Source organism: Streptomyces sp. NPDC048604 (genome assembly GCF_043199435.1).
In the GTDB taxonomy this organism is placed as follows: domain Bacteria; phylum Actinomycetota; class Actinomycetes; order Streptomycetales; family Streptomycetaceae; genus Streptomyces.
Map to the genome: position 1 here is coordinate 349,821 of NZ_JBICVX010000003.1, position 15,201 is coordinate 365,021.

At 74.1% G+C, this 15,201-nt stretch carries 12 protein-coding genes; 2 read left to right on the plus strand and 10 right to left on the minus strand.

The window, feature by feature from the left end; translation table 11 throughout:
* Positions 1 to 22 precede the first annotated feature (22 nt).
* The 7 genes from ACGFMM_RS08200 to ACGFMM_RS08230 form a co-directional block, all read right to left on the minus strand.
* Positions 23 to 1,156 (minus strand): acyl-CoA dehydrogenase family protein, encoded by a 1,134-nt coding sequence (locus tag ACGFMM_RS08200; RefSeq protein WP_393644303.1) that lies wholly within the window; start codon positions 1,154 to 1,156, stop codon positions 23 to 25.
* On the minus strand, positions 1,153 to 3,081 hold the full coding sequence (locus ACGFMM_RS08205; RefSeq protein ID WP_393644715.1) for a biotin carboxylase N-terminal domain-containing protein: 1,929 nt from the start codon (positions 3,079 to 3,081) through the stop codon (positions 1,153 to 1,155). Before ACGFMM_RS08205 ends, ACGFMM_RS08200 begins: the two co-directional genes overlap by 4 nt.
* Before the next feature lie 20 nt (positions 3,082 to 3,101).
* Positions 3,102 to 4,700, minus strand: coding sequence for an acyl-CoA carboxylase subunit beta (locus ACGFMM_RS08210; RefSeq protein WP_393644304.1), 1,599 nt, complete (start codon positions 4,698 to 4,700; stop codon positions 3,102 to 3,104).
* Entirely contained in the window at positions 4,697 to 6,373 is a 1,677-nt protein-coding gene (locus ACGFMM_RS08215) for an acyclic terpene utilization AtuA family protein (protein WP_393644305.1), read from the minus strand. Before ACGFMM_RS08215 ends, ACGFMM_RS08210 begins: the two co-directional genes overlap by 4 nt.
* The gene (locus ACGFMM_RS08220; protein WP_393644307.1) at positions 6,370 to 7,161 is read right to left on the minus strand and encodes a TIGR03084 family metal-binding protein; all 792 of its coding nucleotides are present in this window, start codon (positions 7,159 to 7,161) and stop codon (positions 6,370 to 6,372) included. Before ACGFMM_RS08220 ends, ACGFMM_RS08215 begins: the two co-directional genes overlap by 4 nt.
* A gap of 108 nt (positions 7,162 to 7,269) precedes the next feature.
* Complete coding sequence (locus ACGFMM_RS08225; protein ID WP_393644309.1) at positions 7,270 to 7,452, minus strand: DUF1272 domain-containing protein; 183 nt, start codon at positions 7,450 to 7,452, stop codon at positions 7,270 to 7,272.
* Positions 7,453 to 7,577: 125 nt separating this feature from the next.
* Positions 7,578 to 8,498, minus strand: coding sequence for a DMT family transporter (locus ACGFMM_RS08230; protein WP_393644311.1), 921 nt, complete (start codon positions 8,496 to 8,498; stop codon positions 7,578 to 7,580).
* A gap of 152 nt (positions 8,499 to 8,650) precedes the next feature.
* On the opposite strand from ACGFMM_RS08230, the gene ACGFMM_RS08235 reads away from it, so the two are divergent.
* Positions 8,651 to 9,508, plus strand: coding sequence for a LysR family transcriptional regulator (locus ACGFMM_RS08235; RefSeq protein WP_393644313.1), 858 nt, complete (start codon positions 8,651 to 8,653; stop codon positions 9,506 to 9,508).
* Positions 9,509 to 9,533: 25 nt separating this feature from the next.
* Here the strand turns inward: ACGFMM_RS08235 and ACGFMM_RS08240 are convergent, their stop codons facing one another.
* Both ACGFMM_RS08240 and ACGFMM_RS08245 read right to left on the minus strand, forming a co-directional pair.
* A complete protein-coding gene (locus ACGFMM_RS08240) occupies positions 9,534 to 10,079 on the minus strand; it encodes a hypothetical protein (RefSeq protein ID WP_393644314.1) in 546 nt (181 codons plus the stop codon).
* Between the two features lie 92 nt (positions 10,080 to 10,171).
* Positions 10,172 to 12,907 carry an FAD-binding and (Fe-S)-binding domain-containing protein gene (locus ACGFMM_RS08245; protein ID WP_393644316.1) on the minus strand — a complete coding sequence of 912 codons (2,736 nt, stop codon included), beginning with the start codon at positions 12,905 to 12,907 and terminating at the stop codon, positions 10,172 to 10,174.
* Between the two features lie 82 nt (positions 12,908 to 12,989).
* On the opposite strand from ACGFMM_RS08245, the gene serC reads away from it, so the two are divergent.
* Positions 12,990 to 14,108, plus strand: coding sequence for a phosphoserine transaminase (serC, locus tag ACGFMM_RS08250; RefSeq protein WP_393644317.1), 1,119 nt, complete (start codon positions 12,990 to 12,992; stop codon positions 14,106 to 14,108).
* Between the two features lie 3 nt (positions 14,109 to 14,111).
* Here the strand turns inward: serC and ACGFMM_RS08255 are convergent, their stop codons facing one another.
* Positions 14,112 to 15,182, minus strand: a complete 1,071-nt coding sequence (locus ACGFMM_RS08255; RefSeq protein ID WP_393644319.1) for a helix-turn-helix domain-containing protein — start codon at positions 15,180 to 15,182, stop codon at positions 14,112 to 14,114.
* Between the last annotated feature and the right edge of the window lie 19 nt (positions 15,183 to 15,201).

The following is a 15,201-nucleotide window of genomic DNA, read 5'->3' on the forward strand; positions in this document are numbered from 1 at the left end:
GTGGCGGTCAGAATCCCTCCTGTCAGTACGACTTGGGGAGACCCAGGGACTGATGGGACACGAAGTTCAGGATCATCTCCCGGCTGACCGGGGCGATGCGGGCGACGCGGGCCGCCGTGATGAGGCGGGCGAGGCCGAACTCCTTGGTGAGGCCGTTGCCGCCGAGGGTGTGCACGGCCTGGTCGACGGCCTTCACGCAGGCTTCGGCGGCGGCGTACTTGGCCATGTTGGCGGCCTCGCCGGCGCCCATGTCGTCGCCGGCGTCGTACAGGGCGGCGGCCTTCTGCATCATCAGCCGGGCCAGTTCCAGTTCGATGTGCGCCTGGGCGAGCGGGTGGGCGACGGCCTGGTGGGCGCCGATCGGGGACTTCCAGACCTGGCGTTCCTTGGCGTACTTCACGGCCTGCGCGAGGGCGTAGCGGCCCATGCCGATCGCGAACGCGGCGGTCATGATCCGCTCGGGGTTGAGGCCGGCGAAGAGCTGGAGCAGGCCCGCGTCCTCGTCGCCCACCAGGGCGTCGGCCGGCAGGTGCACGTCGTCGAGGGTCAGCTCGAACTGCTTCTCGTCGGCGCGCAGTTCCATCTCGATGTGGCGCCGCTCGAATCCGGGGGTGTCGCGCGGCACGATGAAGAGGCAGGCCTTGAGGTTGCCGGTGCGGGCGTCGGAGGTGCGGCCCACGATGAGGGTCGCGTCGGCGATGTCGACACCGGAGACGAAGACCTTCCGGCCGTTCAGGACCCAGCCGTCCTCGGTGCGGGTGGCGGTGGTCGTGATGCGGTGCGAGTTGGAGCCGGCGTCGGGCTCGGTGATGCCGAAGGCCATGGTGCGGCTGCCGTCGGCGAGGCCCGGCAGCCAGGCCTGCTTCTGCTCGTCGGTGCCGAACCGGGAGATCACGGTGCCGCAGATGGCGGGCGAGACGATCATCATCAGGAGCGGGGTGCCGGCCGCGCCGGCCTCCTCCAGGACGATGGACAGCTCGGCCATGCCGCCGCCCCCGCCGCCGTACTCCTCGGGCAGGTTCACCCCGAGGTAGCCGAGCTTGCCGGCCTCGGCCCACACGGTGGCCCGGTCGAAGCCGGGGCCGTGGCGGTGGCCGAGGGCCGAGACGGCGGCGCGCAGCGCGGTGTGCTCCGGCGTTTCGATGATGCTGCTCATGAGGCTGTTTCCTCCTGTGCTTCGGTCGGTACGTGCGAGGGCTGTACGACGGCGAGCAGGGCGCCGACCTCGACCTGGCGGCCGGGGGCGGCGTGGAGCGCGGTGAGCGTGCCGGAGGCGGGAGCGGTGATGCGGTGCTCCATCTTCATGGCCTCCAGCCAGAGCAGGGGCTGCCCGGCGGCGACGGCGTCGCCGACCGCGAGGCCGTCGGCGACCCGGACGACGGTGCCGGGCATGGGCGCGAGGAGCGAGCCGGGCTCCTGGCGGTCGGTCGGGTCGGTGAAGCGGGGCCGGGCGGTGAGGCGGAAGCGTCCGGCGTGGACGGTGCCGTCGGGGTACGCGGCGACCGCGTAGTCCCGTACGACGCCGCCCGTCTCCAGCCGTACGCGGTCGGCCGCGGCGGAGACGACGCGGACGCCCTCGGGGGCGGTGACCGTGTATCCGTCCCGGCCGTGGCGGTACCGGACCTCGTGCTCGCCGTACGTCTTCGTCTGCTCCTGGGAGGGCAGGTTCCGCCAGCCGCCGCCGAACCGTCCGGCGTTGCGGGCCGCGTCCGCGAGCGCGGCAGCGACGGCTCCGTACGCCTCGCCGTCCTCCGGCCGGGTCAGGGCGTCCAGGTTCCGCCCGTAGAACCCGGTGTCGAGCAGCGCGGGGTCCCGGAACTCGGGGTGCCGCAGCGAGCCGGCCAGCAGGTCCCGGTTGGTGACCAGGCCGTGCACGGCGGCCCGTTCCAGGACGTGGGCGAGCCTGCGCACGGCCTGGTCCCGGGTGGCCGCGTGCACGACGACCTTCGCCAGCATGGCGTCGTAGTGCACGGGAACCGTGTCCCCGGAGACGTATCCGGTGTCGACGCGCACGCCGGCCGGGAACTCCATGCGGTGCAGGGCGCCCGTCTGCGGGGTCCAGCCGCTCGCCGGGTCCTCCGCGTACAGCCGGGCCTCGATGGCGTGGCCGGCCGGCTCCGGCGGTTCCGGGGGCAGCGGCTCGCCCTCCGCGACCGCCAGCTGCAGGGCCACCAGGTCGACGCCGTACACCTCCTCCGTGACGGGGTGCTCGACCTGGAGCCGGGTGTTCATCTCCAGGAAGTGCGCGCAGGGGGTCCCCCCTGCTCGAGCGGAGCCGAGAGCTTGGGGGACGTCGGCGACCAGGAACTCGACCGTGCCCGCGCCGACGTACCCGACCGCCTTCGCGGCCGCCGCCGAGCGGGCGTACAGCTCGTCGACGAGCACGGCGGGCAGTCCGGGCGCGGGGGCCTCCTCGATCACCTTCTGGTGGCGGCGCTGGAGCGAGCAGTCGCGGGTGCCGAGCGTCCACACCGTGCCGTGCGCGTCCGCGAGGACCTGCACCTCCACATGGCGGCCGTTCTCCACGTACGGCTCGACGAACACCTCCCCGTCGCCGAAGGCGCTCTCCGCCTCCGCCGACGCGGCCGCCAACTCCTCCTGGAGTGCGTCCAGTTCGCGGACGACGCGCATTCCGCGCCCGCCGCCGCCGGCCGCCGCCTTCACCAGCACCGGCAGGTCTGCCGGCGTCACGTCGGTGAGCGGCGCGATGCCCATCAGCTCCTTGGCCCGGGTCTTCGAGGCCATGGCCTCGATCGCCTCCGGCGGCGGCCCGACCCACACCAGGCCCGCCCGCGTCACCGCCCGCGCGAAGTCCGCGTTCTCCGACAGGAAGCCGTACCCGGGGTGGATCGCGTCCGCGCCCGCCGCGAGCGCGGCGGCGACGACCAGGTCGCCGCGCAGGTACGTGTCCGAGGGCGCGGCCCCCGGCAGCCGCACCGCCGCGTCGGCCTCCCGTACGTGCAGCGCGTCCGCGTCCGCGTCGGAGTACACGGCCACCGTGGCGATGCCCAGCTCGCGGCAGGTCCGGAAGATCCGGCAGGCGATCTCGCCGCGGTTGGCGACGAGAACAGTAGAGATCATGGAGCTCATCGGAGCAGTCCTCACATCCTGAAGACGCCGAAGCCGCCGCGCGCGCCCTCGACCGGTGCCGTGTGGATCGCGGACAGGCACAGCCCGAGGACCGTGCGGGTGTCGCGGGGGTCGATGACGCCGTCGTCGTACAGCCGCCCGGACAGGAACATCGGCAGCGACTCGGACTCGATCTGCGCCTCGACCATCGCCCGCAGTCCGGCGTCCGCCTCGTCGTCGTACGGCTGTCCCTTCGCCGCCGCGCTCGCCCGCGCCACGATCGACAGCACGCCGGCCAGCTGCTGCGGGCCCATGACGGCCGACTTGGCGCTGGGCCAGGCGAAAAGGAACCGCGGGTCGTAGGCCCGGCCGCACATGCCGTAGTGCCCGGCCCCGTACGACGCGCCCATCAGGACGGACAGGTGCGGGACCTTCGAGTTCGACACCGCGTTGATCATCATCGCGCCGTGCTTGATGATGCCGCCCTGCTCGTACTCCCTGCCGACCATGTAGCCGGTGGTGTTGTGCAGGAAGACCAGCGGGATGTCGCGCTGGTTGGCGAGCTGGATGAACTGCGCCGCCTTCTGCGACTCGGCGCTGAACAGCACGCCCTGCGCGTTGGCGAGGATGCCCACCGGGTAGCCGTGCAGCGACGCCCAGCCGGTGGTGAGCGACGTCCCGTACAGCGGCTTGAACTCGTCGAAGTCCGAGCCGTCGACGAGCCGGGCGATCACCTCGCGCGGGTCGAACGGGGTCTTCAGGTCGCCGGGCACGATCCCGAGGAGTTCGTCCTCGTCGTACTTCGGCGGCTCGGCGGGCAGCGGATCGGTGTGCGCCTTGCGGTGGTTGAGCCGGGCCACGATCCGGCGGGCCTGGCGCAGCGCGTCCGCCTCGTCGACGGCGTAGTGGTCGGCGAGTCCGGAGGTGCGGGCGTGCATCTCCGCGCCGCCCAGGGACTCGTCGTCGCTCTCCTCGCCCGTCGCCATCTTCACCAGCGGCGGGCCGCCGAGGAAGACCTTCGACCGCTCCTTGATCATCACGGTGTGGTCGGACATGCCCGGGACGTACGCGCCGCCGGCCGTCGAGTTGCCGAAGACCACCGCGATCGTCGGGATGCCGGCGGCGGAGAGCCGGGTGAGGTCCTTGAACAGCGCCCCGCCCGGGATGAAGATCTCCTTCTGCGATGGCAGATCAGCGCCCCCGGACTCGACGAGCGAGACGACGGGCAGCCGGTTGGCGTAGGCGATCTCGTTGGCCCGCAGCGCCTTCTTCAGCGTCCACGGGTTCGACGCCCCGCCGCGCACCGTCGGGTCGTTGGCGGTGATCAGGCACTCCACGCCCTCGACGACCCCGATGCCGGTGACGATCGACGCGCCGACCGGGTAGTCGCTGCCCCAGGCGGCCAGCGGGGACAGTTCCAGGAACGGCGTGTCGGGGTCGATCAGCAGCTCGATCCGCTCGCGGGCGAGCAGCTTGCCGCGCTTGCGGTGCCGTTCGGTGTACTTCTCGCCGCCGCCCGCGAGCGCCTTCGCGTGCTCGGCGTCGAGCGCGGCGAGCTTGTCCAGCATGGCGGCGCGGTGCGCGGCGTAGTCGGGTCCGGCCGTGTCGAGGGCCGAGGCGAGCACGGTCACAGCAGTTCCTCCGGTACGTCGAGAACGCGGGAGCGGAGCCATTCGCCGAGCGCCTTGGCCTGGGGGTCGAAGCGGGCCTGCGAGGCGACGCCCTCGCCGAGCAGCCCGGCGACGGTGAAGTTGACCGCGCGCAGGTTCGGCAACACGTGCCTTGTGACCGTCAAGTCAGCCGCCTCCGGGAGGAGTTCGCGGAACCGGTCCTCGGTCAGGGTGTGCGCCAGCCAGCGCCAGGCCGCGTCGGTCCGCACCCAGACGCCCACGTTGGCGTCGCCGCCCTTGTCGCCGCTGCGGGCCCCGGCGACCAGGCCGAGGGGGACGCGGCGGGTCGGCCCGGCGGGCAGGGGCTCGGGCAGGGCGGGCGCGGGGACGGGCTCCAGCTCCCGGGTGTGCGCCGGCACGGGGACCGGCTGCCGGCTCCCGTCGGGCAGCACGGCCGTGTGGGCGACGTCCTCCGCCGGTACGTACGCGGCCTCGAAGACCCCGTACGGCGCGCCCTTGCCGGGCGGGGCGGTGACGTGGAAGCCGGGGTAGCTCGCCAGGGCCAGCTCGATCGCCGCGCCGGACAGGGACCGGCCGACGGCCTCGGGGTCCGGGTCGCGGACGACGAGCCGGAGCAGGGCGCTGGCGGTCTCCTCGGTGTCCGCGTCGGGCCGGTCGGTCCGGGCCAGCTCCCAGCGGACCTCCGAGGGCCGGGACTTGGCGCGCTCGAAGGCGTCCTCGACCTGGTCCCGGACGAGCTGCGCCTTGGCCTCGACGTCGAGGCCGGTGAGCACGAAGACGACCTCGTTGCGGAAGCCGCCGAGGCGGGTGCGGCCGGCCTTGAGCGTGGGCGGCGGGGCCTCGCCGCGCACCCCGTCGATCCGGACCCGGTCGGGGCCCTCCTGGGCGAGCCGCACGGTGTCGAGCCGCGCGGTGACGTCGGGTCCCGCGTACCGCGCGCCGGCCGTCTCGTACAGGAGCTGTGCGGTGACGGTGCCGGTGTCGACGAGGCCGCCGGTCCCGGGGTGCTTGGTGATCACGCAGCTGCCGTCCTCGTGCAGCTCGGCGAGCGGGAAGCCGGGGCGGCGCACGTCGTGGCCCCGGAAGAAGGCGTAGTTGCCGCCGGTGGCCTGGGTCCCGCACTCCAGGACGTGCCCGGCGACGACCGCGCCCGCGAGCCGGTCGTACTCCTGCGGTCCCCAGCCGAACCGCCACTGCGCGGGGCCGGTGACGAGGGCGGCGTCGGTGACCCGGCCGGTGACGACGACGTCCGCGCCGGCCGTGAGGCAGGCGGCGATGCCCGCGCCGCCGAGGTACGCGTTGGCGGTCAGCGCCCCGTCCCGGGCGGGCAGCTGGTCGCCCTCGACGTGGGCGACGCGGACGGGCAGGCCGAGCCGCCCGGCGAGGGCGCGCAGGGCGTCGGCGAGTCCGGCGGGGTTGAGCCCGCCGGCGTTCGTGACGATGCGGACGCCGCGCTCGTGGGCGAGGCCGAGGCCCTCCTCCATCTGGCGCAGGAAGGTCTTGGCGTATCCGGCGGCGGGGTCCTTCATGCGGTCGCGGCCGAGGATGAGCATCGTCAGCTCGGCGAGGTAGTCGCCGGTGAGGACGTCGAGCTCACCGCCGGTGAGCATCTCGCGGACGGCGTCGAAGCGGTCGCCGTAGAAGCCGGAGGCGTTGCCGATGCGCAGGATCACCGGCCCTCCTCGGCGGGGCGGCCCGCGCCCGCGGGGCCGGCGAACGCCTGGGCGATGCCGAGCCACCGTTCGGCGTCGTCGCCGTGCGCGGTGAGGGCGGTGTCGTCCCGGTGGACGCGCTGGGTGACGAGCAGGCAGAAGTCGAGGGCGGGGCCGGTGATCCGCTGGGCGGCGTCCTCCGGCCCGAACGCCCACAGCTCGCCGTCGGGGCCGGTCAGTTCGACGCGGAAGGGTTCGGCGGGCGGGGTGAGGCCGCGCACCAGGTACGCGTAGTCGCGGGCGCGCAGCCCGATCCAGGCGACGTGCCGGAGCCGGGCGGTGGGGCGGCGTACGACGCCGAGGGCGTCGGCGACGTCCTGCCCGTGCGCCCAGGTCTCCATCAGCCGGGCGGTCCCCATGGACGCGGCGCTCATGGGCGGCCCGTACCAGGGGAACCTGCTCCCCGGCGGCGTGGCGCGCAGCGCCTCCTGCAGCCGCTCCCGGCCCTCCCGCCAGCGGGCGAGCAGCTCGCCGGGCGGCAGGGCGGCGCCTTCCGCGGCGCCGTCGTCGACGAACGTGTCCGGCGCGGCGAGCGCCTTCTCCGTCTCGGCGGCGAACGCGTCGGCGTCGGTGGCGGCGAGCAGCGCGGCCCGGTCGGTCCAGGCGAGATGGGCGATCTGGTGGGCGATCGTCCAGCCGGGCGCGGGCGTGGGCGTCGCCCACTGCTCGGCGCTCAACCGCTCGACCAGCCGGTCGAGTTCCTCGCTCTCGCTGCGCAGATCGTCGAGGACGACGGCAGGGTCGGACACGGAGCGCTCCCCTCGGCAGGGTGGGACACGGGCGTGTGCCGAGGAGCATGGCAGCGCGACGAGAAACAAGCAAGCATGCTTGCTTTATTGACGCACCCGGGGAACGGATCAGGCCGTGACGCGCCGGGGCCGCGGCACCAGCTCACCCCCGCAGTTGGGACAGACGTCGTCCATGGCCTCGCTGCAGGCCACGCAGAAGGTGCACTCGTAGGTGCAGATCCGGGCGGGACCGTCGGCGGGCAGGGTGGTCTTCTCGCAGCGTTCGCACAGGGTGCGCATCTCCAGAGCCATGGCTCGATCCTGCCGGTGCGCGGCCCGCCGGACAGCCTCCGCCCGAGCCGAAGATCGTCAGGATCGGGCCTGCGTCAGGACCGGGACAGGGCCAGGACCGGGACAGGGTCAGGACCGGGACAGGGTCAGCCCCGCTTGCGGACCTGCGTCCGCACCGCGCCCATGCTGGCCGCGATGACCAGGGCGATCGCGAGGGCGTCGGTCGGGGAGAGGGCCTGGCTCAGGACGAGGAAGCCGGCGGTGGCGGCGATGGCCGGTTCGAGGCTCATCAGGACGGCGAAGGTGGGGGCGGGCAGGCGGCGCAGGGCGAGGAGTTCGAGGGTGTAGGGCAGCACGGAGGACATCAGCGCGACGGCCAGGCCGAGGCCGATCGTCGAGGGGACGAGCAGCTTGCCGCCGGCCTCCACGAGGCCGAACGGCAGGCTGAGCACCGCGCCGAAGGCCATGGCCAGGGCCAGCCCGTCGGCCTGCGGGAAGCGGCGGCCGGTGCGGGCGCTGAAGACGATGTACGCCGCCCACATGGCGCCCGCGGCGAGCGCGAAGGCCGCGCCGACCGGGTCGAGCCGGTCGAAGCCGCCGCCGCCGAGCAGCACGACGCCGCCGAGGGCGAGCCCGGCCCACAGCAGGTTGACCACGCGGCGCGAGACGATCACGGACAGGACCAGCGGGCCGAGGACCTCCAGGGTCACCGCGGCGCCCAGCGGGATCCGGTCGGCGGCCTGGTAGAAGAGGATGTTCATGGCGGCCATGGCGGTGCCGAAGGCGACGACCGTGCCCCAGTCGGCGCGGCTGTAGCCGCGCACCTTGGGCCGGCAGACGACGAGCAGGACGGCGGCGGCGAGGACGAGCCTGAGCGTGACCACGCCGAGCGCGCCGGCCCGGGGCATCAGCAGGACGGCGACGGCGGAGCCGAACTGGACCGAGAGGCCGCCGGCGACGACGAGGGCGACGGGCCCGAGCCGGGTCGCCCGGGCGGGCGCCGCGGCCCGTGCCGCCGCGGCCTCGGGCACGGAGACCGCGGCGATGTCCTTGACCGGACTGTCCACCGGCTCCTCCTTGCGTATGCGCGACGCGAGGTCCACTCCACTGGACCACAGGTCCAGAATACTGAACCCGTCAACCTCGCTCCGCGACTCACGCTACGACCGCCAGCGCGGCGCGTGAAATGCCGATTGGGCTGCGGTTATGCTCCGGACGCATGGGCATCGAGCTCCGCCACCTCCGCTGCTTCCTGGCCATCGCCGAAGAGGGCAACCTGACCAGGGCCGCCGCCCGGCTGCACCTGACCCAGCCCGCCGTGTCCCGCACGCTCGCCGCGCTGGAGCGGCACCTCGGCGCGCGGCTCGTCGACCGCACCACCCACCACTTCGCGCTCACGCCGGAGGGCCGCGCGTTCCACGACCGGGCCGCCGCGGCGGTCGCCGCGTTCGACGCGGCCGCCGACCCGGAGCGGCTGCGCCGCCGCCCGCTCCGGCTCGGGCACGCCTGGTCGGCCTTCGGCCCGTACACCACACCGCTGCTGCGGCGCTGGCAGCAGGCGCACCCGGAGACCCCGCTGGAGCTCCTGCGCATCGACGACCGCACGGCCGGCCTGACCCGCGGCGAGGTCGACGCGGCCCTGCTGCGCGGCCCGGTCGACGCGCCGGGCCTGGCGACGGTGGAGCTGGTCGTCGAGCCCCGGGTGGCCGCGCTCCCGGCGGACAGCCCGCTCGCCGCCCGCGCGTCCCTGACGCTCGCGGACCTGACGGCGCAGACCGCGATCCTCAACCCGGTCTCCGGCACGACGACCCTGGGCCTGTGGCCGCCGGACGACCGCCCCGCCGCCACCCTGACCGTCGGCAACACCGACGACTGGCTGACGGCGATCGCCGCGGGCCGCGGCGTCGGCGTATCGGCCGCCTCCACGGCCGAGATGCACCCGCACCCCGGCGTCGCCTACCGCCCCCTGACGGACGCCCCACCCGTCCCCGTCGTCCTCGCCTGGCGCGACACCGCCCCGCACCCGGCGATCGGTCTGCTCGTGGAGCTGGCGCGGGACGTCGCCGCGGAGGGGTGACCCGCAGACCCGTTACACCGCCCCGTTACGCCGCCCCGCCCCGGACCCGGACCGTGCGGGTCAGTGGGTCGCCGGGCTCCACGCGGAACTGGGCGGCCAGCTCGCGGCCGGAGTCGGCCAGGAGCCACTGGCGGTTGACGATCCGGCCGTCGACCTCGTACTCGTTGCGTACGACCGGGAGTCCCGCCATCCGCAGGAACCATTCCGCGGCCCGCTCGGCGAGGAACTCCGGTGCCCCGTCCTCCTGGAGCAGCGTCTCCGGACTCCGCTCCAGGGTGTACAGCCGGTCGTGGAACTCCCCGCCGACGAGACGCGAGCCGGTGAAGAACGCCCCCACGGTCAGTACGTGCTGCTCGGGCTCGGTCGCGGGGTCGCCCAGATCCAGGGTGACCAGGAGCTCGGTGCGTTCCTCGAAGACGGCGAAGGTCGCGAAGGTGTCGTCGGGCTCGCAGCCCCAGTCGCCGGACTCCGCCCGCTCCCGCAGCGCGGCGAGGAACCGCAGGCCGTCCTCGGTGGGCTCAAGCTCCGGATCGGCGTCGAACCAGACGCCGGAGGTGTCGTGCTCGCTCATAACGCTCTTCTGCCTCGCAAGGCCCCGATGAGGGCCGTGATGAAGTGACCGGACAAGGGCGAATCACCGATCTGTTGCACCGTCAACCGTGCTCACATATCCGGCATTTGATTCCATGCGCGCGATTCCGGGTCTTTGACCAGGCCTTCCGCCAACACCTGCGCCAAATGCCGGGCCCGTCGTCCCGCCAGCTGGTCCAACTGGGTGCGGCAGGAGTATCCGTCGGCCAGGAGGACGGTGTTCTCGCCGGCCGCCCGGACCGCCGGGAGGAGCTGGTCCTCGGCGCAGTCGACCGAGACCGCGTAGTGGCCGGGCGCGAAGCCGAAGTCGCCGGCCAGGCCGCAGCAGCCCCCGCTCAGCTCGCCGGTCAGGCCCGCCCGGGCGCGCAGCCGGCGCTCCGCCGCGTCGCCCAGGACGGCGTGCTGGTGGCAGTGGGTCTGGCCGGCGACCTCGCGGCCCAGGCGCGGCGGCTCCCAGTCCGGGGCGAACTCCTCGATCGCGCCCGCGAACGTCCGCACCGAGCCCGCGAGCCGCGCCGCCCTCGGGTCGTCCGGCAGCAGCTCCGGCAGGTCCGTCCGGAGCGTCGCCGCGCACGACGGCTCCAGGACCACCACCGGCCGGTCCAGGACCGGCTCCACGACGTCCAGGGTGCGGCGCATCACCGCGCGCGCCCGGTCCAGCCGGCCGGTCGACACGTACGTGAGCCCGCAGCACACCCGCCCCGGCGGCAGCCCCACCGCGATCCCGGCCGCGCCCAGGACCCGTACCGCCGCGTCGCCCACCTCCGGCGCGAGGTGATTCGTGAAGGTGTCGGGCCACAGCAGCGCGTCGCCGCCCGCGAGTCCCCCGTGCCGCGACACGAAGCTCCGCGCCGCCACCCTCGGCAGCGGCCGCTGCGGCGTCACCCCCGCGAGCCGCGCCGCGAACGGCAGCCGCGCCCCGACCGCCACCAGCCACCGGGCCCGCGCCAGCCACTGCGGAAGCCCGCCCACGGTCCAGTGCGAGCGGGGCCGCCGCCACGGGCGGCCCCGGTAGTACCCGGCCGTGAACTCCGCCTTGTACGCGGCCATGTCCACGCCCACCGGGCAGTCGCTGCGGCAGCCCTTGCAGGACAGGCACAGGTCGAGCGCCTCGCGGACCTCCTCCGAGCGCAGCCCGTCCGTGATCACCTCGCCCAGCGCCATCTCGTGCAGCAGCCGCGCCCGGCCCCGCGTGGAGTGCTGTTCCTCCCCCGTCGCCCGGTACGACGGGCACATCACTCCCGGTCCGGAACTCGGGCCCTCCACCCGGCACTTGGCGACCCCGACGCACCGGGCCGCCTCCCGGCCCAGGCCCACGACCGGCAGCCCCGTGAACCGCAGGTTCTCGTCCAGCCTCCCCGGCCGCGCCAGCATCCCCGGGTTCAGTCCGCCCGCCGGGTCCCACAGGTCCTTGACCTGCCCGAAGAGCCCGACCAGTTCGTCCCCGTACATCTTCGGCAGCAGTTCCGCCCGGGCCACGCCGTCGCCGTGCTCGCCCGACAGCGAGCCGCCGTGCGCCACCACCAGGTCCGCCGTCTCCTCGGAGAACCGGCGGAAGTCCCGTACCCCTTTGCCCGTGAACAGGTCGAAGTCGATGCGGACGTGGATGCAGCCGTCGCCGAAGTGCCCGTACGGCGTGCCGTGCAGGCCGTGCTCGGCCAGCAGCGCCCGGAAGTCCCGCAGATACGCCCCGAGGCGGGCCGGCGGCACCGCGCAGTCCTCCCACCCGGGCCAGGCCTCCCCGCCCTGCGGGGTCCGCGTCGCGGTGCCCGCCGCGTCCTCGCGGATCCGCCACAGCGCCCGCTGCCCGGCCGGGTCCGTCACCACCGTCGCGTCCAGCGCGTCCGCGGCCCGGACCAGCCGCGCCGCCGCGTCCGCGCCGTCCGTCTCGCAGAACAGCCATGCCCCGCCCCGCGGCAGCCCCCCGGCGCCGCGTACGAGATCGGCCGCCATGCCCTCGACGGTCAGCGGCCCCCACTCCAGGAGCCCCGCCGCCGCCTCGGCCGCCGCGCTCTCGTCCGGGTACCCGAGCACCGCGAGGACGGGGGCGCGCGGAAGCGGCACCAGGCGCACGGTTGCCTCCGTCACCACCCCGAGCGTCCCCTCGCTCCCACAGAAGGAGCGGACCACGTCGCCGCCCCGTTCCGGCAGCAGCGCGTCCAGCGCGTAGCCGGAGATCCGGCGCGGCAGACCGGGCGGGTAGCCGGTGCGCAGAGCGGCGAGACGCCCGCCGACCAGCTCGCGCAGTCCGGCCGGCGCGCCCTGCCAGTCCCTGCCGAGCCGCAGCGACTCGCCCCCGTAGGTGAGGGCGTCCAGACCCGTGACGTTGTCCGCCGTCGTGCCCCAGGCGACCGAGTGCGCCCCGCAGGCGTTGTTGCCGATCATGCCGCCGAGGGTGCAGCGGCTGTGCGTGGACGGGTCGGGCCCGAAGGTCAGCCCGTACGGCCGTACCGCCTCCCGCAGCCGGTCGAGGACGACACCGGGCTGGACGACGGCGGTCCGCGACTCCGGGTCGACGGACACGACCGCCCGCATGTGCCGGGTGAAGTCGAGCACCACGCCGGTGCCGGTCGCCTGTCCGGCGATCGACGTGCCGGCCCCGCGCGCCACGACCGGGACCCCGTGCACCCGGCAGACCTCAAGGGCCGCCGCCACGTCGCCGGCGTCGCGCGGAGCGACCACGCCCAGCGGCACCCGGCGGTAGTTGGAGGCGTCCATGCTCGTCAGGGCGCGGGCGGCGGCGGAGAAGTCGACGTCCCCGCGCAGGGCCGCCCGCAGGGCGTTCCGCAGTGCTTCGTGTGTTCCCACGAGGTCAGGATGTCTCACGTCGTCGTCTCATCCGGCGGACGTCGTTCCGCCGTGGCCCTTCCGACCCGATACGCTCCGCCTCGTGGCTGAGATCCAGATTCCCGCTGACATGAAGCCCGCCGACGGCCGTTTCGGCGCGGGCCCCTCCAAGGTGCGTACGGAGGCGCTGGACGCCCTGGCCGCCACGGGCACGTCCCTGCTCGGCACCTCCCACCGCCAGGCTCCGGTGAAGAACCTGGTCGGCGAGGTGCGCACCGGCATCCGCGAGCTGTTCTCGCTGCCCGAGGGCTACGAGGTGATCCTGGGCAACGGCGGCTCCACCGCGTTCTGGGACATCGCGACCCACGGTCTGATCGAGAACAAGTCGCAGCACCTGACGTTCGGCGAGTTCTCCTCCAAGTTCGCCAAGGCCGCGAAGCTGGCCCCCTGGCTGGCCGAGCCGACCGTGGTCTCCTCGGAGCCGGGCACCCACCCGGAGGCGCGGGCCGAGGCCGGCGTCGACGTGTACGCCTTCACCCACAACGAGACCTCGACCGGTGTCGCCGCCCCGCTGCAGCGGGTCGCGGGCGCGGACGAGGGCGCGCTGGTCCTGGTCGACGCGACCTCCGGCGCGGGCGGTCTGCCGGTCGACATCGCCGAGACCGACGTGTACTACTTCGCCCCGCAGAAGTCCTTCGCCGCCGAAGGCGGCCTGTGGCTGGCGGCGTTCTCGCCGGCCGCCCTGGAGCGCGCGGCCCGCATCCACGCGTCCGGCCGGCACATCCCCGAGTTCTTCTCGCTGCCGACCGCGATCGACAACTCGCTGAAGAACCAGACGTACAACACCCCGGCGCTGTCCACGCTGTTCCTGCTCAACGAGCAGCTGAAGTGGATCAACGGCCAGGGCGGTCTGGACTGGGCCGTGGCCCGGACGAAGCAGTCCTCGCAGAACCTGTACGGCTGGGCCGAGGAGTCCAAGTACGCGACGCCGTTCGTCACCGACCCGGCGAAGCGCTCGCAGGTCATCGGCACGATCGACTTCGCGGACGAGATCGACGCGGCCGCGGTCGCCAAGGTCCTGCGCGCCAACGGCATCGTCGACACCGAGCCGTACCGCAAGCTGGGCCGCAACCAGCTGCGCATCGCGATGTTCCCGGCGATCGACCCGGCGGACGTGCAGGCGCTCACGGCCTGCATCGACTACGTGATCGAGAACCTCTGACCTTCACACGTACGAGGGGCCCGCATCGGACACGTCCGGTGCGGGCCCTTCGGCATCGCCGGCGTAAGCCCCGGCGGCAGCGGCGACCAGGGCCATGCGCCGATAGTCGCTGGGCGGCAGTCCGTACGCGCGGCGGAAGGCCCGGCTGAAGTCCGCCGGGTGCCGGAAGCCCCAGCGCATCGCGATCTCGCCGATGCTGCGGTGGCCGAGCCCCGGGTCGGCGAGGTCCGCTCGGCTGCGTTCGAGGCGGAGCCCGCGGATCGTGGCGCCGATCGTCTCCGGCTCCTCCTTGAACAACGTGTGCAGCAGCCGTACGGAGATGTGGTGCCGGGCCGCGACCGTGGCCGGGCCGAGCCGGGGGTCGGGCAGGTTCGAGTCGATGAAGGCACGGATCCGGGCCAGCAGGATCTGCCGGCGCGTCTCGGCGGGGAGCAGGGCCCGGCTGTCGGACTGCGACGCGAGGAGGCCGGCGCACAGGTCGAGGGCGACGGCCCCCAGGCGCGGCAGCTCCGAGGGGTCGCACCGGTCGGCCTGGGCGCGCAGCCCGGTCAGGTACGAGGCGAGCAGTGCCCCCGAGCCGGTGCGGGAGGACAAGGCGGTGGCGAGCAGCCGGTCCGTCCGGTCCTGGGGCAGGGGCAGGGCGGTCCTGGGCAGGCGCAACAGGGTGAGCCGCGACAGCCGCCCCTCGTCGTGGAATTCGCAGCTCAGGGGATGGAAGGAGTCGAAGAGCGCCATGTCCCCCGCTCTGAGCAGGGTGTTGTTGCCGCGCTGCTCGAGGCCGATCGGGCTGCCGTGGACGAGCACCAGGAAGTAGTCCTCCGGGTCCGAGCGCCTGATGTGGGCGGCGGTCCGCCGCCCGGACATCGGCGAGAAGGTGAACCCGGACACGTCGGTCTGTGCCAGCTGAATCGCGGAGACCGTTCCGCGGAAGCGGTCGGCGTGGGGACTGGTGATCGCGACCGGCATCACCCTGTCGCCGACCATGTCGGCCCACCACTCGAAGCCGTCCCGCGCTCTGACGTCGATCGTCTCCGTACGCGTCACGAAGCCCCCCGCCCCGAGTGAGGTGTACATGCCGATGATGCCGCCCGGC